The 23187-nt window shown below is 70.4% G+C and carries 23 protein-coding genes; 1 reads left to right on the forward strand and 22 read right to left on the reverse strand.

Annotation, left to right across the window (positions count from 1 at the left end; all coding sequences use genetic code 11):
- Positions 1-100: 100 nt before the first annotated feature.
- Together tsf and rpsB are read right to left on the reverse strand one after the other, a co-directional pair.
- Positions 101-925: a translation elongation factor Ts gene (tsf, locus tag ACT3SQ_RS01185; protein WP_441443583.1), complete on the reverse strand. Its 825-nt coding sequence runs from the start codon at positions 923-925 to the stop codon at positions 101-103.
- 101 nt (positions 926-1026) lie between these two features.
- The gene (rpsB, locus tag ACT3SQ_RS01190) at positions 1027-1980 is read right to left on the reverse strand and encodes a 30S ribosomal protein S2 (RefSeq protein ID WP_441443584.1); all 954 of its coding nucleotides are present in this window, start codon (positions 1978-1980) and stop codon (positions 1027-1029) included.
- Between the two features lie 568 nt (positions 1981-2548).
- On the opposite strand from rpsB, the gene ACT3SQ_RS01195 reads away from it, so the two are divergent.
- On the forward strand, positions 2549-3283 hold the full coding sequence (locus tag ACT3SQ_RS01195) for a peptidoglycan DD-metalloendopeptidase family protein (RefSeq protein WP_441443585.1): 735 nt from the start codon (positions 2549-2551) through the stop codon (positions 3281-3283).
- Positions 3284-3364: 81 nt separating this feature from the next.
- Here the strand turns inward: ACT3SQ_RS01195 and ACT3SQ_RS01200 are convergent, their stop codons facing one another.
- The 20 genes from ACT3SQ_RS01200 to ACT3SQ_RS01295 all read right to left on the reverse strand — a co-directional run bounded on the left by ACT3SQ_RS01200 (position 3365) and on the right by ACT3SQ_RS01295 (position 23116).
- A complete protein-coding gene (locus ACT3SQ_RS01200; RefSeq protein ID WP_441443586.1) occupies positions 3365-4354 on the reverse strand; it encodes a tyrosine recombinase XerC in 990 nt (329 codons plus the stop codon).
- Between the two features lie 136 nt (positions 4355-4490).
- The gene (gene dprA / locus ACT3SQ_RS01205; protein ID WP_441443587.1) at positions 4491-5723 is read right to left on the reverse strand and encodes a DNA-processing protein DprA; all 1233 of its coding nucleotides are present in this window, start codon (positions 5721-5723) and stop codon (positions 4491-4493) included.
- A complete protein-coding gene (locus ACT3SQ_RS01210) occupies positions 5720-7261 on the reverse strand; it encodes a YifB family Mg chelatase-like AAA ATPase (RefSeq protein WP_444598965.1) in 1542 nt (513 codons plus the stop codon). Before ACT3SQ_RS01210 ends, dprA begins: the two co-directional genes overlap by 4 nt.
- Positions 7261-7791 carry a YraN family protein gene (locus tag ACT3SQ_RS01215; protein ID WP_441443589.1) on the reverse strand — a complete coding sequence of 177 codons (531 nt, stop codon included), beginning with the start codon at positions 7789-7791 and terminating at the stop codon, positions 7261-7263. Before ACT3SQ_RS01215 ends, ACT3SQ_RS01210 begins: the two co-directional genes overlap by 1 nt.
- A 205-nt stretch (positions 7792-7996) precedes the next feature.
- Positions 7997-8299: a DUF2469 domain-containing protein gene (locus ACT3SQ_RS01220; RefSeq protein ID WP_441443590.1), complete on the reverse strand. Its 303-nt coding sequence runs from the start codon at positions 8297-8299 to the stop codon at positions 7997-7999.
- On the reverse strand, positions 8296-9156 hold the full coding sequence (locus ACT3SQ_RS01225) for a ribonuclease HII (RefSeq protein ID WP_444598964.1): 861 nt from the start codon (positions 9154-9156) through the stop codon (positions 8296-8298). The genes ACT3SQ_RS01220 and ACT3SQ_RS01225 overlap by 4 nt, the downstream gene beginning before the upstream one ends.
- On the reverse strand, positions 9153-9926 hold the full coding sequence (lepB, locus tag ACT3SQ_RS01230) for a signal peptidase I (RefSeq protein ID WP_441443592.1): 774 nt from the start codon (positions 9924-9926) through the stop codon (positions 9153-9155). Before lepB (ACT3SQ_RS01230) ends, ACT3SQ_RS01225 begins: the two co-directional genes overlap by 4 nt.
- 30 nt (positions 9927-9956) lie before the next feature.
- Positions 9957-10535, reverse strand: a complete 579-nt coding sequence (lepB, locus tag ACT3SQ_RS01235; RefSeq protein WP_441443593.1) for a signal peptidase I — start codon at positions 10533-10535, stop codon at positions 9957-9959.
- Between the two features lie 8 nt (positions 10536-10543).
- A complete protein-coding gene (gene rplS / locus ACT3SQ_RS01240) occupies positions 10544-10894 on the reverse strand; it encodes a 50S ribosomal protein L19 (RefSeq protein ID WP_010551346.1) in 351 nt (116 codons plus the stop codon).
- A gap of 332 nt (positions 10895-11226) precedes the next feature.
- Positions 11227-11949 (reverse strand): tRNA (guanosine(37)-N1)-methyltransferase TrmD, encoded by a 723-nt coding sequence (gene trmD, locus ACT3SQ_RS01245; protein ID WP_441443594.1) that lies wholly within the window; start codon positions 11947-11949, stop codon positions 11227-11229.
- An 8-nt stretch (positions 11950-11957) separates the two neighbouring features.
- Positions 11958-12542 (reverse strand): ribosome maturation factor RimM, encoded by a 585-nt coding sequence (gene rimM, locus ACT3SQ_RS01250; RefSeq protein ID WP_441443595.1) that lies wholly within the window; start codon positions 12540-12542, stop codon positions 11958-11960.
- Positions 12539-13357: a hypothetical protein gene (locus ACT3SQ_RS01255; RefSeq protein WP_441443596.1), complete on the reverse strand. Its 819-nt coding sequence runs from the start codon at positions 13355-13357 to the stop codon at positions 12539-12541. The genes rimM and ACT3SQ_RS01255 overlap by 4 nt, the downstream gene beginning before the upstream one ends.
- 208 nt (positions 13358-13565) lie before the next feature.
- Entirely contained in the window at positions 13566-13808 is a 243-nt protein-coding gene (locus tag ACT3SQ_RS01260) for a KH domain-containing protein (RefSeq protein WP_345082588.1), read from the reverse strand.
- Position 13809: 1 nt separating this feature from the next.
- A complete protein-coding gene (gene rpsP / locus ACT3SQ_RS01265) occupies positions 13810-14289 on the reverse strand; it encodes a 30S ribosomal protein S16 (RefSeq protein WP_441443597.1) in 480 nt (159 codons plus the stop codon).
- Between the two features lie 293 nt (positions 14290-14582).
- On the reverse strand, positions 14583-15695 hold the full coding sequence (locus ACT3SQ_RS01270) for an amidohydrolase family protein (RefSeq protein ID WP_442331935.1): 1113 nt from the start codon (positions 15693-15695) through the stop codon (positions 14583-14585).
- Between the two features lie 116 nt (positions 15696-15811).
- Entirely contained in the window at positions 15812-16723 is a 912-nt protein-coding gene (locus tag ACT3SQ_RS01275) for a DUF559 domain-containing protein (RefSeq protein ID WP_444598963.1), read from the reverse strand.
- 541 nt (positions 16724-17264) lie between these two features.
- The gene (gene ffh, locus ACT3SQ_RS01280) at positions 17265-18875 is read right to left on the reverse strand and encodes a signal recognition particle protein (RefSeq protein WP_441443600.1); all 1611 of its coding nucleotides are present in this window, start codon (positions 18873-18875) and stop codon (positions 17265-17267) included.
- Between the two features lie 188 nt (positions 18876-19063).
- Complete coding sequence (locus ACT3SQ_RS01285; RefSeq protein WP_444600783.1) at positions 19064-21409, reverse strand: HD domain-containing protein; 2346 nt, start codon at positions 21407-21409, stop codon at positions 19064-19066.
- A complete protein-coding gene (locus ACT3SQ_RS01290; RefSeq protein WP_442332728.1) occupies positions 21399-21737 on the reverse strand; it encodes a P-II family nitrogen regulator in 339 nt (112 codons plus the stop codon). The genes ACT3SQ_RS01285 and ACT3SQ_RS01290 overlap by 11 nt, the downstream gene beginning before the upstream one ends.
- Positions 21734-23116, reverse strand: coding sequence for an ammonium transporter (locus tag ACT3SQ_RS01295; protein ID WP_441443603.1), 1383 nt, complete (start codon positions 23114-23116; stop codon positions 21734-21736). The genes ACT3SQ_RS01290 and ACT3SQ_RS01295 overlap by 4 nt, the downstream gene beginning before the upstream one ends.
- Between the last annotated feature and the right edge of the window lie 71 nt (positions 23117-23187).

The following is a 23187-nucleotide window of genomic DNA, read 5'->3' on the forward strand; positions in this document are numbered from 1 at the left end:
CCGGGGCGCCCCCGCACCGTTGGGGGGGGGCCGCGGGGCGGTGGCCACGCTCACGCGCGGCCGACGGGATCGGACCCTGGAAGGTCCGGCCCCGGTGTGGTCAGCTGCCGACGCGGAAGCGGACGAAACCGGTGATGGTGCCGCCGGCCTCCTCCACGATCTTGCCGACGGACTTCTTCGGATCCTTGGCGAAAGCCTGGTCCAGGAGGCAGTTCTCCTTGAAGAAGCCGTTCAGACGACCCTCGACGATCTTCTCAATCGCCTTCTCGGGCTTGCCCTCGTTCTTCGCGGTCTCCTCGGCGATGCGACGCTCGTTGGCGACCTGGTCCGCGGGGACCTCATCACGGGAGAGGAAGGCGGGGGTGAACGCAGCGATGTGCATGGCGACGTCGCGCGCGACCTCTGCACCGGCCTTGTCGGTGGCGACCAGCACGCCGACCTGCGGGGGCAGGTCCTTGTTGGTGCGGTGCATGTACGAGGACACGGACTCGCCGGAGACGCGACCGATACGACGCACCAGGATCTTCTCGCCCATGGTGGCGCCGGCGTTGGTCAGGGCCTCGCCGAAGGGGGTCGAAGCCAGGTCCTCGGGCTCGCTGGCCCCGGACTCGACGGCCGCGGCCACGGCCTCGTCGCCCAGGGCGACGAACTTGTCGTTCTTGGCCACGAAGTCGGTCTCGGAGTTGAGCTCGACGAGGGTGCCGGTCTGGCCGCCCTCGGTGTCGCGGATGTCGACGGCGATGAGGCCCTCGGACGCGGTGCGACCTTCACGCTTGGCGATGCCCTTGAGACCCTTGACGCGGATCAGCTCAACGGCCTTGACCTTGTCGCCGTTCGCCTCGTCGAGCGCCTTCTTGACGTCGAGCATGCCCGCGCCGGTGGACTCGCGGATTTCCTTGATGTCTGCTGCCGTGTAGTTGGCCATGTTCCTCTTCCTTGTCAGAGCTGCTGCGGGAGGGGCGGGGGCGGCGTGCGCCTCCCCGTGGAGGGGCCCGGGAGCGACGCTGTCGTTCCCGGGCCCGTGGGTCACTCGGCGGCGGGGGCCTCGGAGGACTTCTCCTCGGTGGACTCCTCGGCGGGAGCATCCTCGGACGGAGCCTCAGCTGCGGGGGTCTCCTCGACTGCGGGGGTCTCCTCTGCGGCGGGGGTCTCCTCAGCAGCGGCGACGGACTCCTCGGCGGGAGCGTCCTGCTGCTGGACCTCGGACTGCTTGAGCAGCTCCTGCTCCCACTCGGCCAGGGGCTCGGCCGCGACGGCGGAGACGTTCTTCTCGCCACCGGTGCTCTTGGCGTGGCGCTCCTGCAGACCAGCAGCCACGGCGTCCGCGATCACGCGGGTCAGCAGGGTGACGGAGCGGATCGCGTCGTCGTTGCCCGGGATCGGGTACGTGATCACGTCGGGATCGCAGTTGGTGTCCAGGATCGCGACGACCGGGATGTTGAGCTTCTGAGCCTCATCGACCGCGAGGTGCTCCTTGTTGGTGTCCACGACCCAGAGGGCCGAGGGCGCCTTGCCCATGTCGCGGATGCCGCCGAGGGTCTTCTCGAGCTTGTCCTTCTCGCGGCGCATCATCAGCAGCTCCTTCTTGGTGCGGCCGGAGGCGGCCACATCCTCGAAGTCGATCTGCTCGAGCTCCTTGAGGCGGTTCACACGCTGCGAGACCGTCTGCAGGTTCGTGAGCATTCCACCGAGCCAGCGCTGGTTCACGAAGGGCATGCCCACACGTGTGGCCTGCTCCTGGACGGACTCCTGAGCCTGCTTCTTGGTGCCGACGAACAGGATGGTGCCGCCGTGGATGACGGTCTGCTTGACGAAGTCATATGCCTTGTCGATGTACGTCAAGGTCTGCATGAGGTCGACGATGTAGATGCCGTTGCGCTCGGTGAAGATGAAGCGACGGACCTTCGGGTTCCACCGACGGGTCTGGTGACCGAAGTGGACGCCGCTCTCGAGGAGCTGGCGCATGGTGACTACTGCCATGATGATGCCTCTGTTCTCCGGGCCTGGGCTCGCACGGCGCGCCCGTGGGCGTCCGCAGTCATCGCGCAGGACCTGCATTCTCGGTTGTTCCCCCACCACCGGACGGTGTGGGGCCTGGTGCCCGGGTGCCGGCCGCCTCGGAGCATCCCGCACACGAGGTGCGAGAACGGCCGAGGACCGTTGGCCGACGAGCCCTGATGGGCACGCGAAGTCATCCGGACGGACCGGATGCTGAGAAGAGTCTATCTGACGCAGCAACCTGCCCGAGCGCGTCGTGCGTCACCTCGCGACCGCGATGCATGCTCCTCACGGGCTCGTCAACGGCTCATCGCGGGCATGTCGCGGGCTCGTCCCTGTCTTGTTGCGCGGACTCGTTGCGGGGACTCGTTGCGGGGACTCGTTGCGGGGACTCGTCGTGGAGAATCATTGCAGGGACTCGTCGCGGAGAGTCTTTGCGGAGACTCGTTGCGGACGCTGGTTCGCCGACGGTTCCTCCACAGCGACGCGCCATCCACAGCACGACCTGGACGCGAGCGGCCGGCGGACACTGCTGAGGAGGATGGCGCTCATGGCCATCTCATTCCTCGCCCCGTCTCCGGCTGCCGTGCTGCGTCTGGGGCTGGTGAGTCTGCTGCTGCTCTTCGCGGGTGTCGCGCCCGCGCAGGCGGATGCGCCGCCGTGGCAGTGGCCGCTCCCCCCTCCCCATCAGGTGATCGCGCCCTTCGAGGCACCGGAGCATCGCTACGGTCCCGGCCACCGAGGAATCGACATCGCAGCGCCAGTCGCGGGCGTCGTGGTGCGCGCGGTGGCTCCTGGCACTGTCAGGTTCAGCGGGATGGTGGCAGGGCGCGGGGTCGTCTCGGTCACCCATGCGGACGGACTCATCTCGACCTATGAGCCAGTGACCGGGACTGTCGCGGCGGGCGATCAAGTGGACACAGGGACGACGCTGGGGACGCTCGTGGACAAATCGGAGCTCTCTCACTGCCCGGGTACCGAGTGCCTCCATCTGGGGGCTCGACGGGGCGAGGACTATGTGGACCCGTTGCTCCTGCTCGGAGGGCGCGGGCCGAGCGTCCTGCTGCCCTGGGCTGATGGGCGATCGGGTGTCGGCGGCGCAGGTGGCGTGCAGCCGCCGACGGGCCCAGGCGCGAGCCCCGTCGGCGGGACTTCCCCGCGACTGGTGCCCTCCGGGGTTCGCGGGGACGCGGAGACGGTCTCAGAGAACGGCAGCGGGACGTGGATCTCGGGAGGTGGAGTCCGCAGCCACCGGCCCGGCCTGCGACAGGCTTCCCGCGCCTGAGCGACAGGCTTCCGTCGCATGAGGACGTCGCATGAGCACGTCGTATGAGCGGAGATCATCGGCTGTCTGACCGGCGGCAGCTCACGCGCGAGGATGGGCCTGATCGATTGTCCGGCGCAAGCGCTCGGCACTGACGTGGGTGTAGATCTGTGTGGTCGCCAGGGAGGAGTGTCCCAGGAAGTCCTGCACGCTGCGCAGGTCTGCTCCGCCTTCGACGAGATGGGTGGCAGCGCTGTGCCGCAGGGTGTGCGGCGAGATGTGCCGGGATATCCCGGCCTCGGACGCGTGACGATCCACCAGGGTGCGCACCGCGCGATCGCCGAGCCGTCCGCCGCGCACACCGAGGAAGAGTGCATCGTCGGCGCCGGCCGCCGCGCCCGCGGCCTCGAGCAGCACCGGCCGACCAGCTTCCTGCCACTGCTCGATGGCCTTGAGCGCAGGGAGCCCGACAGGGACGATCCGCTCCTTGTCTCCCTTTCCGCGCACTCTCACGGTGCGCTGGCCGTGGTCGATGCCGGAACGGTTCAGGGCGACCAGCTCGGAGACCCGGAGCCCGGAGGAGTAGAGCAGCTCCAGGACAGCTGCATCACGGAGCCTCACCGCTCGTTCCACCGGGTCCGGGGGCGCGGCGTCCTGAGAAGTGGCGCCTGCGTGCTCGAGGGCGGGCTCCGGTGCGCTCAACCCATCGAGCAGCTCGCCCGCTTGGTCTCCGGTGAGCACGGTGGGCAGGTGGCGACCTCGCCGTGGTGCGCGCAGCCTTCCCCCGACGTCGTGCGGGATCCGTCCCGTCGCCGCGAGCCAGGAGGTGAAGGTCCGTGCCGCCGCCGCGGAGCGGGCAAGGGTGCTCGCACTCGCCCCGGTGTCGGCCCGCTCCGCGAGCCAGGAACGCAGCGCCGCGACGTCCAGTTCAGCCACGGGGATGCGTTCGGCATCCCGCAGATGTTCGACCAGCCCGGCGACCTCCTGGCGATATGCGCGCACGGTGTGCTCGGAACGTCCCCGTTCGAGGCGGAGGTGCGCGACGAAGTCCTCGACGACAGTCCCCTCTGCGTGCCCGGACTCGGTGCTCATACCCCTCAGTGTCGTGCATCCAGGTCCGTGCCGTGCACCCACGCGAAAGGCAGGCGTGGCGAAACGCAGACGTGGGAGAGGTGAGTGCGCCGCTGGCCGGGCGCGTCGAGATGCATCGTGTCGGGAGCGCGGTGGGTCAGGGGGCGCGCCGGACACGTTCCGCGGTCCGCACCACCAGCCCCAGCAGTCCCAACCGCGCCAGGGCCGCCTCCACCTCCTGAGCGGTGAAGCCGATCTCGTCCGTGAGCCGGGCTGGGGAGATGCTCGACCTCGGCGGCACGGCGTCCAGCACCCTTCTGTCTGCGGGACTGAGCAGGTCCAGCTCATCCTGCACCGCCCAGCTGCCTTCCCCGGCGGCAGGGCCACCGGGAAGCAGATCCAACAGATCCGCTGACTCTGTCACCAGCACTGCGCCGCGTTCCCTGATCAGGCGGTGGCAGCCGGCGCTGGCTGCGGAGGTGATCGGTCCGGGCACAGCTCCGACCGGCCGCGAGAGCTGATCTGCCAGCCGAGCCGTGGACAGCGCTCCGGATCTCCAGGACGCTTCCACGACGACCGTCGCCCGGGACAGGGCGGCGATCAGGCGGTTGCGGGCCAGGAACCGCCATCGGGTCGGGGCGGTGCCCGGGGGCGCTTCGCTGAGGAGCAGGTGCCGGTCTCGGATCCGCTCCAGCAGATCGGAGTTGCCTCGCGGATAGAGCCGGTCCAGGCCTCCGGCGAGGATGGCGAGGGTTGCTCCTCCGTCGGCGGCGAGCGCACCGCGGTGAGCGGCGGCGTCGATCCCGTACGCCCCGCCCGAGACGACGGTACCGCCACCGGCGGCGAAGGCGGCAGCCAGGGAACCGGCGGTGTCTTCGCCATACGGAGTGGAGGCCCGCGAGCCCACCAGGGCGATGCATCGTTCACCGGCCAGCTGGTCGAGCCGGCCCGGCCCCTGCAGCCAGAGGCAATGCGGACGCGTCTCCTGTAGGTCGTCCAACGCTGCAGGCCATTCGGCGTCCTGCGGCGTGAGGATCCTGATCCGTCGCCGCTGGGCATCGTCGAGGATCTCCTCGAGCACGATGGTCTCCAGCCGGGCCCGCCACCGCGAGAGCGCTCGCTCGGCGCGTGAACGGCTCGTTCCCGGGGCGGGATCCGAGGCCTGTGCGGGCAGCTGGCCGCCGAGGGCGCGGTGCAGATCTGTGCTGCTGCCGTGCCGGGCCAGATCGAGAGCCGCCACCGGTCCGAGGAGGGTGCAGGCGAGCATCGCGACCGAATCCGATGGCTCCGCGATCACGGACCAGGTGATCCGGGCCGCACCATCCTGCTCAGCCGATGCCCGGGCGCCGTAGCGGTCCGGCGCGCTCTCCGGTGATGTCGGGGTGGTCATCGTGGTTCTCCTTCGCGCAGGGTGAGGGCAAGTCCGATGTGCTCAGCGGTGGGGCGCAGCGCCCCTGCCAGGTCGGCGAGGGTCCAGGCCAGTCGCAGCACGCGATCGTGCCCGCGCAGGGTGAGCCGGCCCTGTGCCACGGCGTGGTCCAGCAGGCGGCGCTCGGACGGGGCTGGAGAGAACTCCTTCCGCAGCAGCGGACCGGGCAGGTGAGCGTTGGTTGACCACGCCCGGCCCTTGAAGCGGGCGAGCTGTCGTTCACGAGCTGTGGCCACCCGGGCGGCGATCACTTCGCTCGGCTCTGCGAGCTCCGCCTCGACCCGGTGGACATCGACGGGACGGACCTCGACCCGCATGTCGATCCGGTCCAGCACGGGCCCCGAGAGCCGTGCCAGGTAACGACGTCGCTGCAGAGGTGTGCAGCGGCAGAGGTCTCCTTTGCCGTAGGCCATCCCGCAGGGGCAGGGATTCGCCGCTAAGACCAGTTGGAAGCGTGCCGGGTAACGGGTGACCGCTCGGGCCCGGTGGAGAGTGATGTCTCCGGTCTCAAGAGGCTCCCTCAGCGCCTCCAGCACTCGCGAGGAGAACTCCGGTGCTTCATCGAGGAACAGCACCCCGGCGTGGGCACGGGAGATCGCACCGGGCAGGGCGAGTCCCGACCCTCCCCCGACCACGGCCGCGGTGGAGGCTGTGTGATGGGGATTCTCGAAGGGAGGGGATCTCAGCAGTCCGGCACGGGCATCAAAGTGGCCGGCCAGGGAGTGGATCGCGGAGACGGCCAGGGAGTCCGCGCTGCCGAGTCGCGGGAGAATCCCGGGAAGACGGGAGGCGATCATGGTCTTCCCTGCTCCTGGCGGGCCCGTCAGGAGCAGGTGATGCGCGCCGGCGGCCGCGACCTCGGCGGCGCGCCTCGCCTGGGCCTGGCCGATCACATCGGAGAAGTCCAGTGCGAGTCCGCTTTCCGCTGACGCCACCGGTTCGGGAGGCGTCGGAGTGCTCGGGTCTCGCACGGGAGAGGGCGGGACGTCGGCGCCGTAGCGGTGCAGGACGCTGGTGAGGTCGGCGGCGCCATCGATCTCGATCCCTTCCACCAAGCGCGCCTCAGGCAGGTTCTCCTCAGGGACGATGGCGCGGGTGATGCCGAGCGAGCGGGCTGCGAGCAGTGCGGGCAACACTCCTGGAATCGGATGCAGGCGCCCGTCGAGACCCAGCTCCCCCAGCAGCACGGTGTCCGCCGGCACATGGACGAGAAGGTCGCCCTGGGCATCGACCACCGCCATCGCGATGGCGAGGTCGAAACCCGAACCTCGCTTGGGCCGCCAGGCCGGAGTCATGTTGACCGTGATGCGGCGCGAGGCGAGCCGGACCCCGCTGCGGGCTGCCGCGGCGCGCACGCGTTCACGGGCCTGCAGGGTCGAGGAGTCCGGAAGTCCCACCAGGGAGAAGGCCGGCAGCCCCATCGAGACGTCTGCCTCGACCTCGACCAGAGTTCCTTCCAGGCCGGTGAGGCTGATCGAGAGGGTGCGCGCGTGTCCCATCAGGACACCGCCTCGAGATGCTCGAGGGAGAAGGTCCCATCGAGATGGGCGTGCACGGCCACCACATCGATCCGCACATCTCGATGCGGGGTCGATCGCTCCATCAAGTACTCACCCGCGAGGCGTCGCAGCCTTCGGAGCTTATCGGGGGTGACAGCGGCCTGCGGCACGCCGGTGACGAAGGAACGCCTGGTCTTGACCTCGACGAACACCAGCGTGGTGTGCGCGAGGGCGACGATGTCGAGCTCTCCCTGGCGCAGGTGCAGGTTGCGCTCCACGATCTGCCACCCGCAGGCCTGCAGATGCTCCGCAGCAAGGTCCTCCCCCGCCTGCCCGAGCTCGCGGGTGGACATGTCCCGCACGCGTCGTGGCTTGGGCACGGCGACCGGGCCGATGACCGGCGGCTGCGCTGCAGGGCCCGGGATCTGAGGCGGCCTGGGCCCGTCGGCTGCTGCCGAGGCGGCGGGCCGGGGGCGGCGGTCCGGGCGGCGCCCTGCCGAGGGATCAGGAGCTGTGGCGAGACTGTTCATGCCAGTCAGCCTGGTGGGAGCTCAGCGAGCGCGGTACCGGTGCGCGGATCTTGGGGATGACGGAGGGCTGTGGAGGAACGGTCGCGCGCCGCCGCGGTGCGGAACCGCTCGGATCACGCGCCCCTTCGCAGCAAGGCCCGGCGCAGCAAGGCCCGGCGCAGAATGGCCCGGCGCAGCCCGGCTTGGCGCAGCCCGGACCCTCGGCTCAGGGCAGGGAGATGTCCTGCTTGTTGAGCTCCTCGATGTTGACGTCCTTGAACGTCACCACCCGCACCGAACGCACGAACCGGGTGGAACGGTAGATGTCCCATACCCAGACATCCGCCAGCCGCAGCTCATAGAACACCTCGCCGCCGCCGGAGCGAACCTGAAGGTCCACCTGGTTGGCGAGGTAGAACCGGCGCTCGGTCTCGACCACGTAGGTGAACAGGCTGACCACATCGCGATACTCGCGGAACAGCTGGAGTTCGAGGTCTGACTCGTAATTCTCGAGTTCCTGGGCGCTCACCGACGCTCCTTCCCCTCGTACAGGTGCCAATCGTCGTCCCACAGTACGCCAGCGGTGGTCGAGGCTGCTGCCGCCACCAGCGCTGGGTCAGACGGCTCCGGCTCGGTCGGCACAGGAAGCGCAGTCGGCACAGAGAGCGCAGTCGGCACAGAGAGCGCAGTCGGTACAGAGAGCGTGCGCGTCGGCGACGCCGCTGGAACGGTGGAGCTCAGCCGCCAGCTGCGGCGATGATGCTCATGCGGACCGAGCCGGTCGATGGCTTCGCGGTGCACAGCGGAGCCATAGCCCTTGTTGGAGGCCCAGCAGTAGTCCGGTGCCAGAGCGTCGATCTCGACCATGTGTGCATCACGCGCGACCTTCGCCAGGACGCTGGCCGCCGAGACGCTCGCACAGTCGCGATCTGCGGCGACCCTCAGCTCGACCAGCGGCGCCGGTCCGGAGCCGGTGCTCAGCGCGGCGGAGAGCACATCGACGTCGCCGTCCAGCACGATCGCGTCGATCTCCAGCTCGAGGGCATCGAGCGCGCGCAGCGCGGCACGGGTGAGGGCAGGCATGATGCCGATCTCATCGACCTCTCCGGCACTCGCCCAGCCCACCGAAGAGCCTGCGGCGGTGGCGCGGATAGGGTCCACCAGCGCCTCGCGGCGCCGAGCGGTCAGCTTCTTGGAGTCCCTCACACCCTCGGGGAGTGCCAGGGCTCGACCGTCGACCACCTTGATCGCGCACGCGCCGACGGCGACCGGACCTGCGAGCGCACCGCGGCCCACCTCATCGATGCCGACGACGATGCGAGGCCCGGGCCCTCGACGGGCAGCCAGCGCGAGCTCGAGGTCGAGGGTGGGGGCAGGGCTGCTCACGGCGTCTCGGGAACGGTCGCGAAGGTCTCGCGGCCGTCGTTCAGGCGGTCCCAGCTGCTGGTGGGCCAGAAGATGACCTCGGCCCGGCCGGTGATGTCGGATTCGTCGACGAAGCCGCCGTCTCCCTGGGTCTCATGCCAGGCGGAGTCCGCGGAGGCGTAGCGGTTGTCGCCCATCACCCACACCTTCCCCTCCGGGACGGTGACATCGAACGCGACCTGGCAGGCAGAGGTCTGAGGGTTGATGTAGGGCTCCTCGAGCGGCGTGCCGTTGACCTCCAGGACACCGCCCTGCTCCTCGCAGACGACACGGTCGCCGGACACCCCTATCAGCCGCTTGACCAGGTGGTCCTGGGAGGGGTCCGGCGCGAGGCCCACCATGCTCAGCAGCATCATCACCCGCACCCGCGGGGTGGGGTTCTCCGTGGCGTCGCCCGGGATCCAATCATCGGGGTCCTCGAAGACGATGACGTCCCCGCGCTGCAGGTCGAACACTCCGGGACTGAGCTTGGAGACGAGGATCTTGTCGTTCTCCAGCAGGGTCGGGTTCATCGAAGCGGAGGGGATGTAGAAGGGCTGGATCAGGAAGGTCTTCACCAGCACGGCGATGACCAGGGCGACCGCCATGGTGACCAGGGTGTCGAGCCACAGCGGCATCCGCTGACGGCGGTGGGTGCGCTCGGAGTCGCGCTCCGCGTCGGAGCGGTCCTCACCAGGTGCGGGGTCCGCAGAATCGGACACAGCAGGGCGAGGTTCTTCGGACGCGTTCATCGCGGTGATCCTATCGGCAGATGCTGGGCGTCAGAGGGCACCGCTGCGAGTGAGAGGCCACACGATGCGATCCGCCTCCCCCACGACGCGGTCCAGCGGGACCATCCCACCGCCCGGAGCGCCGAGCAGGTGACGGGAGTCGGTGGAGTCGGCGCGGTTGTCGCCGAGCACGAACATATGACCTGCGGGGACCTGCAGATCGAACTCGATCTCGCTGGGGACCGTGCCCTCGGGCAGATAGGGCTCCTCCAGAGGGACGCCATCCACGGTGATCGCGCCGTTCGGATCGCAGCAGGTGACGCGGTCTCCATCGATCGCAATCACACGCTTGACCCAGTAGCGGTCGCCGTCGGACGCGGACGGGGCGAAGTACCCGATGCCGTCGAAGACCACGATGTCACCGCGCTCCGCGGTGCCGCGCTGCGATCGGTCCGCCAGGAGCACGTCACCGGGCTCGAGGGTCGGCGACATCGACGCCGAGGGGACACGGAACGGCTGGGCGACGAACTCCCGCGCCAGCAGTGCGATCACCAGCAGCAGCACGACGCAGACGGCGGCGGCCACCACCGAGTGGGGCCGCCGCCGTCCGTTCGCGTTGTCGCGGGACATTCCTGAGATCAGGAGTGGTCGCGCTTCTCCTTGATGCGGGCCTTCTTGCCCGTGAGGTTGCGCAGGTAGTACAGCTTCGCGCGACGGACGTCGCCACGGGTGACGACCTCGATCTTGTCGACGGTCGGTGCGTGCACGGGGAACACGCGCTCCACGCCGACGCCGAAGGAGATCTTGCGGACGCGGAAGGTCTCGCCCACGCCGTGGCCCTGACGGCCGATGACGTAGCCCTGGAAGACCTGGATACGAGAGCGGTTGCCCTCGATGACCTTCACGTGGACCTTGACGTTGTCGCCGGCGCGGAACGCGGGGACGTCCTCGCGCAGCGAGGCCTTGTCGAGCTCATCGAGCTTCTGCATGATGCTTCTCCAGCCCTCCGCCTCAGGTCGGACAGCTTCGTTCGTCGAGCTTCCCGAGATGCGGGAGGCCCGTCATGAACTGTCGATCCGGCGAGGAGCGAACTCCCCGTACCGGTGTGCTGGGACTCTGGCGGCGACTCCCATCGCCACGGAACATCCCGACCGCTTGCTGCGCCCCTCCCCTGAGGCAGAGGAGCGCGCGGTGCGCACAAGAGGTCATTGTGCCAGCGCGGGACCAGTCGCGGCAAGCCCCTGACCTCTCGTCGCCGCTGGTCACAGCGTACGGAACTGTCGTCTGCGTCACGCAGGCCGGGCGGCTGCGGGTGTCCGGGTCACTGGAGCAGGTCGGGGCGGCGTTCACCGGTGCGCTGGACGGACTGCTCACGACGCCAGGCGGCGATCTTCGCATGGTCCCCGGAGAGCAGGATCGGCGGCGCCTCCCGGACCATCCCGAGGGGATCGGTCCAGCTGGCGGGCCTCGTGTAGAGCGGGTACTCGAGCAGTCCGTCGGAATGGGACTCCTCGACGAGAGACTCGGCATTGCCGACCACCCCGGGGACCAGGCGCACCACCGCTTCGGTGATCGCGAGCACGGCGACCTCGCCGCCGTTGAGCACGTAGTCGCCCAGGGAAGCGAGCGCCACCTCGCAGCCGATATCGGCGAGATGCTCGTAGACCCGCTCGTCGATGCCCTCGTACCGGCCGCAGGCGAAGATGATCCACTCGCGCTGTGACCATTCCTGGGCGGTGGCCTGGACGAAGGGAGCCCCGGCAGGGTTGGGGAAGACGATCAGGGGCTCGACGTCGACCCCGAGGGATTCCTGGCCCTCGACGCGCACCCCGGCGAAAGCTGCTGCCCAGGGCTCGGGCTTCATCACCATGCCGGCGCCGCCGCCCAGCGGAGAGTCGTCCACAGTGCGGTGGCGGTCATGGGTCCACTGCCGCAGATCGTGCACGTGCAGGTCGACGAGGCCCTCGCGACGGGCCTTGCCGATCAGGGACAGCTCGAGCGGCGCGAGGTACTCGGGGAAGATCGTGATGACGTCGATGCGCATCGTCGGTCTCAGCGCTTCCCGCGCGGGGGTGCGGAGGTCTCCGGCTCCGGGCCCTGCTCGTCCTCGGGAAGGGCGTCGAAGAGTCCGCCGGGAGGATCGGCGATCACCACGCCCGCCTCGATGTCTACCTCGGGCACCAGCTCGTCGACCAGCGGCAGCTGGACCCGACGGCGGTCCAGGGTGCGCACCACCAGCAGGTCCTGTGCCGGGTAGTGCTCCACTCCCATGACGGTGCCGAGCTCACGGCCGTCCACATGGCGCACGATCAGGCCCTTGAGCTGGCTCGGGTACCAGGCCTCGGGGTCCTCGTCGGCCTCCTGCTCTTCATCCACCGCGATCGTCAGGTCCACGCCGCGCAGGGACTCGGCGTCGGTGCGATCAGCGACCTCGTCGAAGCTCACGTACCAGCGGTCCTGCTGGCGCCTGGATCGCCCCACGGTCAGCGTGCGGGCACGGCCGTCGACGTGCACGTCGAAGGCGGTGCCATCCTGCAGGCGCTCCTCGGGCTGGTCGGTGCGCAGGATCAGTGCGACCTCGCCGCGCAGTCCATGCGCTCTGCCGATGGTCGCGACGATGACGTCGAGTGTGCTCATGAGCCTTCTCCGTAGTCCATGCCGTCCTCGCGGGCGGCGTTCGCGCCGATGACGGCGCCGTTCTCGATCTCCCCGGGGTCCGGTGAGGAGTACCCGGCGTCAGTGCAGGCGGTGCTCAGCGCGGTCAGCGGCTGATCCAGGCCGTCCGACCAGGAGTCACCCGCCAGTGCGTCCTGGAACGGAACGCGGACCTGCTCGAGGGCTGTGGCCACCGCGTCATCGTCCACTGCCAGGATCTCCGCGGTCAGCAGGTCCGAGGTCTCCCGCACCTCGTCCATCCGATCCGCAGGGACCTCCCGGGCAGAGAGCCCCACCAGCTTGAACATGTTCGAGGTCAGCACATTGGCGTTGCCGAAATGGGTGAGGGTGCCGGGCGTGTCGAACACATCAGCACAGACCAGGGCCGCCGGTTTGGTGCCGTCGGCTCCTGGACCCACGGCCCAGCTCGCCGCGGCGGAGACTCCGCTGCAGCTGCCGGCCACTCCGTCCCAGGCGATGCGGAAGGCGTCGCCATCCGCCTCGGCGCCCCGCTCGGGCTCCGTGCGGAACCACTCTGACAGTGCCGCTGCGGCCTCTTTCGCCGCCGTGGGGGCTGCGTCGAAAGCACTGTCGATGTCGTCCCCGGTCATCTCATAGAAGAAAGGGTCCGTAGGTCCCGCCTCCGGGGCGGTCGCGGCTCGGTCCAGGGTGGTCCTGGAGAGCGGATCGGTGTAATCCGGATCGCCCCAGAAGGCTGCGCATGCCGCATCGAGGGCGGGGTCCTCGGTGAGCGTCTCCTCCACGGTGCCGGTGCTGGCGGCTCCGGTGCCGGGCACGGTCTCCTCGGTACTCGTGCCACCGGCTGCACATCCTGCCAGCAGCAGGGTCAGGCCCAGCAGGACGGCACCAACGCGGGAGGCGACAGCCTTCGGGTCGCGGGATCCGACCGCCTGTGGCTGACGCGACCCGGAAAGCCAGGAGCGGTGCTGCCCGGACCTCTCGGTCCGATAGGCAGCACCGCTCCGTGAAGTGGCTCGAGGCAACTCAGCGCCGGTCGACGTCGACGATGTCGACCCGCACATCGTCATCCGACAGGGCTGCGGTGACCGTGCGCAGGGCACGGGCGGTGCGGCCGGACCGTCCGATGACACGGCCGAGGTCGGCGGCGCCGACCCGGACCTCGAGGAGCGGACCGCGTCGCGTGGACTTCTCGGTCACGGCCACGGCCTCCGGGTCATCGACGATGCCCCGGACCAGGTGGTCGAGTGCGTCGGCGCGGGCGCTCATCTCAGGCCTCGTCGGTCGCCGCGGCGTCGGCGTCGGCGGTGGTCTCGCCCTCGGCCGGGGCCTCCTCGGAACCGGCCTCGACCTCTGCAGTCTCGGCGTCCTTCGCGTCCTTGGCCTTCTTCGCGCCCTCGCGGGACTCGGCGGCAGCCTTGTCGGCGTCGGCGATGAGCTCCTCGGCGGTCTTCTTGACCTCGGCGGTCTTCAGGGTGCCGGCGGCGTCGCCCTCGCCCTTGGCCTTCTGCCAGTCGCCGGTGATCTTCAGCAGCGCAGCGACCTGCTCGGTCGGCTGTGCGCCGACGCCGAGCCAGTACTGTGCACGCTCGGACTCGACCTCGATGACCGAGGGATGCTCGGTCGGGTGGTACTTGCCGATCTCCTCGATCACGGCGCCATCGCGCTTCTTGCGCGAGTCGGCGACGACGATGCGGTAGTACGGTGCACGGATCTTGCCCATGCGCTTCAGACGGATCTTGACAGCCACGTGGGTGGACTCCTTCAAAGATGTTCGGGTGAGTCCCGCCGCAGCCTGTGGGGTCATGCGGGCGCTGGCGGTTCTCGGGGTGTCGTGCACAGGCTGGTAGAGGGCCGGTCCATGCACATACAGGGGTTGATTATGCCAGGGATCCGGGTCGACGTTCCACCCCGATCCGTGTGCGCCGGGGCACACGCCTCGCAGCGCGTCACCCGCTGGCGCAGCCGTGCCCGCCCCGGTGCGCGGACACGCTGGCCTCGCGCCCGCCGTGGTGCACGGACCTCACCGCCTCGCGCACGACGTCAGGCGACGATCCTGCCGCCCAGCACCACCCGGCTGCGCTCCCGCAACGCGCGGTGGTCCTCACGCGGATCCCGCGGCACCACCAGCAGATCAGCCGGGGCCCCCTCCTCCAGCCCGGGCACATCGAGGAAGCGGCGCGGTGCCCAGGCGGCAGCGTCCAGGATCGTGGCGGCAGTGAGTCCGGCGCGGGCCAGCTCGTCGAGTTCGTCGTGGATGATGCCGTGGCCCAGCACTCCCCCGGCGTCGGTGCCGACCAGCAGCTGCACGCCGGCGTCGTGCGCATCGCGGGTGCGGTCGAATCGGCCCGCCCGCAGGCGACGCATGTGCGCGGCGTAGGCGGGGAACTTCCGCTCCCCCTGGCTCGCATAAGCCTCGAACTCGTCGACGTTCACGAGCGTGGTGACCACGGGCACGCTGGCCTCGGCGGCGCGGGCGATCGTCGCGTCGGTGAGCCCGGTGGCATGCTCGAGGCAGTCGAAGCCGGCGTCGAGGGCGAGCGACAGGGTCGCCTCGTCGAAGGTGTGGGTGGTGATGCGGGCGCCCGCATCATGAGCGGCATCGGCCGCTGCGCGGAAGTCCTCCGCGTCCCAGCACGGGGCCAGGTCGCCGAGGCTGCGGTCGATCCAGTCCCCCACCAGCTTCACCCACCCGTCGCTGCGGTGCGCCTCGCGAGTCACCGCGGCCGGGAGGGCCTCAGGCTCGACCTCGTCGGCGTAGCCGATCAGGTAGCGGCGGGTGCGGGCGAGGTGTCGGCCGCAGCGGATCAGCCGCGGCAGGTCGCTGTGCTGCTGGAGCGGAGAGGTGTCGATGATCGAACCGGCGTCGCGGATCAGCAGCACGCCGGTGTCGCGGTCCGTGAGCGCCTGCTGACGGGCCTGTTCGAGCGTGGTGCCCCCGCCGCCGTCGGCGATCCCGAGGTGGCAGTGCAGATCCGCGAGGCCGGGGACCGTGAAGCCGTCGAGCGCGAGGACCTCCTCGCCGGCCGGGAGCTCGGGGCGCTCATGATGAATCCGGCCGTCCGCCACCCACGCCTCCGGCAGCTCGCGGTCGGGGCCCAGCAGGACCGGCCCGCGCAGGTGCAGGGCCGGGGATGGGCCGACGGGAGTGCGCATGATCCGAGGGTATCTGAGCACCGGGGGCCACCTCGGGTCCGGCCATCCTGTCCCGTCCCGTCCCGTCCTGTCCCGTCCTGTCCGGCCGGGCGAGTGCTTCGTCGGCGCCAGGGGTGTCATCCGGGGCCTCGTCGGCGTTGCAGTGCATCGTCCAGGCGGGCGAAGAAGACCTGCGGCCGACGGTGGTCCGCGACCGTCACCCGGATGACCTTCCACCCCGACTCGTGCAGGACATCGTTCTTGTTGATGTCGTGCTGCCACGCTCTGCGATCGAGGCGGTGATCCTCGCTGTCGTACTCGATCGCGATCCTCTTCTCCGGGTAGGCGAGATCGATGAAGTACTCGATCCCCGTGGACGCTTCGACGACGGGGTGGTTCAGCGCGGGCTCCGGGTACCCGTGCCGCAGCAGCTGCAGTCTCACCTTGGTCTCCATCGGGGACCACGAGCGCTCACGCACGTGCGGGAGCGCGCTCCGCAGCGCCGGGGCGCCCCGGCCACACAGCTCCTCGACGATCTCTGCCATCTCAGCCATGCGGACCCGACGTTTCGCGCCGAAGCGATCGGTCGCCAGTGCGTCGAGCGCCACGACGAGATCCACCGGCCGCAGGCGCGCGGCGATGTCTTGCAGGGCGAGGAGCGGATGGACCATCGGCAGACCCTTATGGGAGATCTCCCGCTGAGCGAGAGCCGCGTGCACCACGACCAGCGATCCCGCCGTCGCGCCGGTGCCGCCCGGCCCCCTGCAGTGCAGAGCGGACCCGCCCACGAGGGTGAGCGGCACAGGCAGCGGCACGCCGAGGATCTCGGCCGCGGTCTGGTGGCTGAGCACCGCCCCCGGCCGGACGTGCGTCACGAAGAACCGGGCGAGCCCCTCCAAGGCCAGCTCGGCATCGGAGCGGGCCCACCATCCGGGGAGCACCCGGCGCATGGCGTGCGAGGCGAGGTCACGCCGATGCATACCGTCCTCGAGCAGGCGCGCACGGCTGTAGAAGACGCCCCTGCGCAGGTCCTCGGGTCGAAGTGACATTGCTCGAGCGTAAAGAGGAGAGGACCGGCCTGGGCCGGGCTCACCCCCGCTGTGGATGATGCACGGCTGTGGAGGAAGAGACAGGTGCTGGGGCCAGGTCGAGAGTGGCTTCGAGAGTCTCAGACCGGCCCGCCGGGGAAGAACGTGCCACTCTCCTGGAACCTTTCGGCCCGTGGGCGGGAGTGGACCAGCGGCGGACCCGGGCGTGGGCCCGCGGCGGACCTGGGCTTGGGCCTGCGGCGGACCTGGGCGCGGGCCCGAGAAGGGGTCGATCCAGGCAAGGCCCAGCCAGATGAAGAAACGTGCCAGATTCCTGGAACCTTTCGGCACGTGGCGGGCGCCGGGCTTGGCCAGGCGAAGATAAGTGCCGGATTGCTGGAACTTTTTGGCCCGCGGCGGGGCCAGAAAACCGCAGGCCCTTGTCGGGGGTCGGGCCCCGGCCGGGCTTGGTCAGATGAAGAAAGGTGCCAGTCTCCTGGCACCTTTCTTCATCTGGCCACGTCGACCCCAGCAGCCACGCCGAGCCCGGCAGCCGCGGCAGTCACTTGCCGCCGAACAGCTTCTGCATCTCCGGGGGGAGCTGATTGGGGTCGAAGTCGGAGAGATCCGGCTGGCCGGCCTGCTGGGCTCCTCCACCGGCGCCGCCGCCGAAGGCCGATCCGCCCTGGCCACCGGGACCGCCGCCTGCTGCGGCCCGCTTCGCGGCCTCGGCCTGCTCGCGTGCAGCCTTGGCGGGGTTCTTGGACTTGCCCTTCTTGAGCTGCTTCTGCGGGGCCTGCTTGCCGCGGGACTTCTTGCCCATCCCCATGCCGGGGCCGCCGGGCATCCCGGGCATGCCACCGCCGGCCATGCCCTTGCCCATCGTCTTCATCATCTGCTGGGCCTGCTTGAACCGCTCCAGCAGCTGATTGATCTGCTGCACGCTGGTGCCGGAGCCCTTGGCGATGCGGTTGCGGCGCGAGCCGTTGATGAGCTTGGGGTCGTTGCGCTCCTGCGGCGTCATCGAGCGGATGATCGCCTCGACCTTGCCGATCTCTCCCTCGTCGAAGTTGTCCAGCGCCTCGCGGTACTGGCCCATGTTCGGGAGCATGCCGAGCATCTTCTTGATGCTGCCCATGTTCTTGAGCTGCTGCATCTGGGAGAGGAAGTCGTCGAGCGTGAAGTCCTCGCCGGAGGCCAGCTTCGCGGCGGCCTTCTCCGCTTCCTCGTGGTCGAAGGCCTTCTCCGCCTGCTCGATCAGGGTGAGCACATCACCCATATCGAGGATGCGGTTAGCCATGCGGTCCGGGTGGAAGCGCTCGAACTCGTCGAGGCTCTCACCGGTGGAGGCGAACAGGATCGGGCGCTGGGTCACGCCGGTGATCGACAGCGCCGCGCCGCCACGGGCGTCGCCGTCGAGCTTGGAGAGCACCACGCCGGTGAAGCCGACGCCGTCGCGGAAGGCCTCGGCGACGCGGGCGGCGTCCTGACCGATCATCGCGTCGACCACGAACAGGGTCTCGTGAGGATTGACGGCGTCGCGGATGTTCCGCGCCTGCTCCATCATCTCCTCGTCGATGCCGAGACGGCCCGCGGTGTCGACGATGACCACGTCATGCTGCTGGAACTGGGCGGTGGAGACGCCGTTCATCGCCACCAGCACCGGGTCTCCCACGCCGTTGCCCGGCTCGGGGGCGAAGACCGGCACCCCGGCCCGCTCGCCGACGACCTGCAGCTGGGTCACGGCATTGGGGCGCTGCAGATCAGCGGCGACCAGCAGCGGAGTGTGGCCCTCGGACTTCATCCACTTCGCGAGCTTGCCGGCGAGGGTGGTCTTGCCAGCGCCCTGCAGGCCGGCGAGCATGATGACCGTGGGCGGGTTCTTCGCCCAGTGCAGCTCACCGGTGGCCCCGCCGAGCACCTCGACCAGCTCGTCGTTGACGATCTTGACGACCTGCTGGGCAGGGTTCAGAGCCTTGGAGACCTCTTCGCCGAGCGCGCGCTCGCGGACGCGCCCGGTGAACTCGCGCACCACCGAGACGGCGACGTCGGCGTCGAGCAGGGCACGACGGATCTCGCGGATCGTCTTGTCGACGTCCGCTTCGGTGAGGCGGCCATGGCCGCGCAGACCCTTCAGCGACGCTGTGATGCGATCGGAGAGGTTGTTGAACACGAAGCGCTTCCCCTTGGTCGAATGGACCGCCTCAGTGTAGTGCGCCCGGCGCCGCCGCCCCAGGATGCGCGGTCAGGCCCACAGGAGAGAACCGCCACCCTCGCCGCCCCGTCCCGTTCGCGTGTCCACCGCCAGGTCCGGCAGGGCTCACCGGTCCGGCGCCGCGGACGCGGCCAGCAGGCGACTGCTCAGGTCCCCGCGGCCTCCATCAGCGCCGCGACGATCCGGCCCACTGCGGGCGGGTCCAGCGCTCTCCCGTGCTGGTCGGTCAGGTACAGCACGTCGACCGCACGCCGGCCCAGGGTCATCACGTGGGCGCTGCGCACCTGGATGCGGTGGTCGGCGATCACCCCGGCGACGTCGGCCAGCAGGCTGGGGCGGTTGCGCGCGTTGACCTGCACCACGGTGGCCTCCCGGGAGGCCCCCGGCAGCAGCGTCACCACCGGGGTGTCCTCGGTGGTGCGGGGCGGCGGGGCGGGCGGCAGCTCGAGGACCCGGGCGTCGGCCCGGTCGCGGTGGGCGAGCTCGCGGTCCAGTGCGGTGCGCAGCACGGAAGGATGCGGGAGCTCCGACGGGACGCCGGCGACCCACCAGGTGTTCACGGCGACGCCGTCCATGGTCATCACCACCGCGCTGTGCACGTCCAGCCGCAGCCGCACCAGCACCCGCGCCATGGCGGCGAAGACCCCGGCGCCGTCAGGGGCACCCAGGCAGATCTGGGAGATCGGCTCGTCCTCCAGGTGCGCCGGATAGAGCACCTGGGCACCACCGGCGCGCAGCACAGCGGCCCGCACCGCCTCCTGCGCGGGTCGCTGCGGGGCCAGCCGGGTGCGCGGAGCGGCGGCGGTGCCGCTGAGGGCGTCGCGGGCCACTGCTGTGAGGTGCTCGACGAGGTCCGCGCGCCAGGTCGACCAGGCCGACGGGCCGGCCGCGATGGCATCGGCCTCGGTGAGGGCACGGAGGATCTCGAGACCCTCGAGGCTCTCATCGACCGCGCTCAGCAGCTCGCGCAGGGTGGTGGGATCGGCGAGGTCGCGGCCGGTGGAGAGCTCGATCAGGGTGAGATGCTCCCGCACCAGGACCCCCACCAGTCGGGCGTCGTCCCGGTCGAAGCCGAGGTGGCGGGCGGCCTTCTCGGCCAGCGGCGCACCCTCGGCGGCGTGGTCGCGGCTGCCGGGCCGCTTGCCGAGGTCGTGCAGCAGGGCGGTGACCAGCAGCAGGTCGGGGCGGCTGACCCGGGACAGGAACCGCTGCGCCTCGAGCACGGTCTCCACCTGGTGGCGGTCCACCGTGAAGCGGTGCACGGCCGAGCGCTGCGGGCGGTTGCGGATCTCGGCCCATCCCGGCACCCACCGCTCGAAGATGCCCTTCACGTCGAGCGCTTCGTAGACCTCCGCGAAGTGCTCCCCCGCCAGGGCGTCGACCAGGACGTCCCGCTGGGCGGGCAGCAGGGGCTCGGCGGAGCCCTGGGCCATACGGGCGAGGGTCGCGTCGGCCAGCGGCAGGCCGGTGGTGGCGGCGTGGCGGACCGCGGCCATGTCGCGCAGCAGGTCGCGGGAGTCCGGGTCGACGGAGACCTCTCCGGCCTGGACCAGCACGCCGTGGGGCAGCCGGGTCAGGGCCGGACGGCGCTCGGCGCCCTGCCCGCGGGTGGCGGCGCCGCCGGGGGCGATCGCGGCCTCGGCGGCACGGACGGCGCGATGCAGCTCCCAGGTCACGGCGCGGGCGGCCTCGGCGAGCACGGCGTGGTGATCGTCGGCGTTGGCGTGCCCCGTGAGCGCGGCGACCGCGTCCTGATCAGCGCGGCCCAGGCGGGTGCCCGAGGACCCGGTGACGGCCTGCAGCGCATCGCGCGCGTCGCGCAGGGTGCGGGAGGCGTCATCGACCACCTCGTGGTCGTGGTCGGCCAGCCAGCTCTCGGCGAGAGCGCGGATGACGGTGATGTCCCGCAGGCCGCCGCGGTCGGACTTCAGATTCGGCTCGGAGGAGTGCGCGAGGGAGCCGCGGCGGCGGACGCGGTCGGTCGCGAGGTCGACCAGCTCCCCCACTCGGCGCCGGGCCTCGCGGCGCCACTGGCTGCGCAGGCGCCTCGCAGTGTCCTCGACGAGCTCTGCATCGCCCGCGATCACCCGCAGGTCCAGCAGCGAGATCGCGGCCCGCAGGTCCTTCCGGGCGACCTCCTCGCACTCGACGGGGCTGCGCACGGAGTGGTCGAGCGAGGTGCCCGAGTCCCAGATCGGATACCACAGCGCGCTCGCCAGCCGGGCCGCCTCCGCCTGGTCGACCAGTTCGGCGTCCAGCAGCAGCACCAGGTCGAGGTCGCTGCCGGGACCGAGGGAGCGCCGGCCCAGGGAGCCGATGGCGGCCAGCGCCGCCCCGGACGCGGGGGCGCCGGCCCGCTCCCACAGCTCGCGCAGCCAGTCGTCCACGAGGTCGGACTGGGCGAGACGACGGGAGGGGCCGGCAGCGGGATCCGCGAAGCCCTCATGGAGCACCTGCGAGATGCGGCGGGAGGAGAGCGCCTCAGAGGGCATCCGCACCCCGTTCACCGGTGCGGACCCGCACCAGGGTGCCGACCTCGGTGGTCCAGACCTTGCCGTCCCCGATCCGCCCGGTGCGCGCGCCGGCGACGATCAGGTCGATGATCGCGGATTCGTCGATCTCCTCGGCGAGCACTTCGAGCTTGATCTTCGGGATGGTGTCGATCGTGTACTCGGCGCCGCGGTAGACCTCGGTGTGGCCGCCCTGGCGACCGTAGCCGGCGACCTCGGTGACGGTGATCCCGCTGACCCCGTACTCGCGCAGGGAGTCTGTGACCGCCTGCAGCGCGTGCGGCTGGATGATCGCGGTGATGAGCTTCATCGAGTCTCTCCTGTGGTGACCGGGGTGGGGTCCGCCTCGACCGAGGGGGCGGCGAGGGGCGTCGGGGCCGGGTTGCGGGGTTCCGCAACCTCCGTCCCGGCGAAGGGGACGGGGGCGGGACGGTCACGGCGGGAGGACAGCGCTCCGGCGAGATCGTATCCGGACTCGGCGTGCTGGGTGATGTCGATACCCGCGCGCTCGTCCGCCTCGGGCACCCGCCAGCCCATCGTGTACTTGAGCACCAGGGCGATGGCGAGGGTGAGCACCCCCGAGATGGCCATCGCGGCGAGTGCCACGAGGATCTGCACCAGCAGCAGGCTCACGCCGCCGCCGAACAGCAGTCCGCCGTCGGCCGCGAGGACGCCGATGCCGATGGTGCCGACGAGGCCGCCCACCAGGTGGACGCCGACCACGTCGAGGGAGTCGTCGATCCCGAAGCGGTACTTGAGGCCGACGGCGAGGGCGCAGGCGAGGCCTGCGACCAGGCCCAGCACGATCGAGGTGAGCGGGGTGAGCGCGGCGGCGGCGGGTGTGATCGCGACCAGGCCCGCGACCACTCCGGAGGCCATGCCGAGGGAGGTGATGTGCTGGTCGCGGATCCGCTCCACGAGCGCCCAGCCGAGCATCGCCCCGGCGGTCGCGACGGTGGTGTTGACCCAGGCGAGGCCCGCGGTGGCGTCGGCCGTGCCGGCGGAGCCGCCGTTGAAGCCGAACCATCCGAACCACAGCAGGGCAGCGCCGAGCATGACCAGCGGCAGGTTGTGCGGCTTCATCGCCTCCTTGCCGAAGCCCTTACGGACGCCGACCACGAGCGCGAGCACCAGACCGGCGACGCCGGCGTTGATGTGGACGACGGTGCCGCCGGCGAAGTCGATCGGCTCGGCGATCGCAGCGAAGGGGCCGTCACCGCTGAGCAGTCCGCCGCCCCAGACCATGTGGGCCAGGGGTGCGTACACGATGAGCACCCAGATCGCGGCGAACACCATCCAGGTCCCGAGCTTGACGCGATCGGCGATGGCACCGGAGATCAGCGCGGTGGAGATGATCGCGAAGGTCATCTGGAAGCCGGCCGCCACCAGGAAGGGCACGCCGCTGCCGCCGAGCAGCGACTGCTCGTCGGTGCCTGCCAGGCCCAGGTGGTCCAGCGGGTTGCCGAAGAGGCCGCCGATGTCGGTGCCGAAGGCGATCGAATAGCCGGCGAGGGTCCAGGCCACGGCCACCACGGCAATGGCGCTGAAGGACATCAGCATCATGTTCAGCACGGTGCGGGCACGGACCATGCCGCCGTAGAACAGGGACAGGCCTGGCGTCATGAGCAGCACCAGAGCGGCGCTGGTGAGAATCCAGGCGGTCGCTCCGGTGTCGAGGACGAAGGGCATGGCAGCTCCTGGGAGTGAGGAGGACCGGTCCCGGGACGAGTACCTCGACCCCGGGCCGAACGGCCGTGCGG

The organism is Brachybacterium sp. AOP42-C2-15 (assembly GCF_052377065.1).
Taxonomy (GTDB): Bacteria; Actinomycetota; Actinomycetes; order Actinomycetales; family Dermabacteraceae; genus Brachybacterium.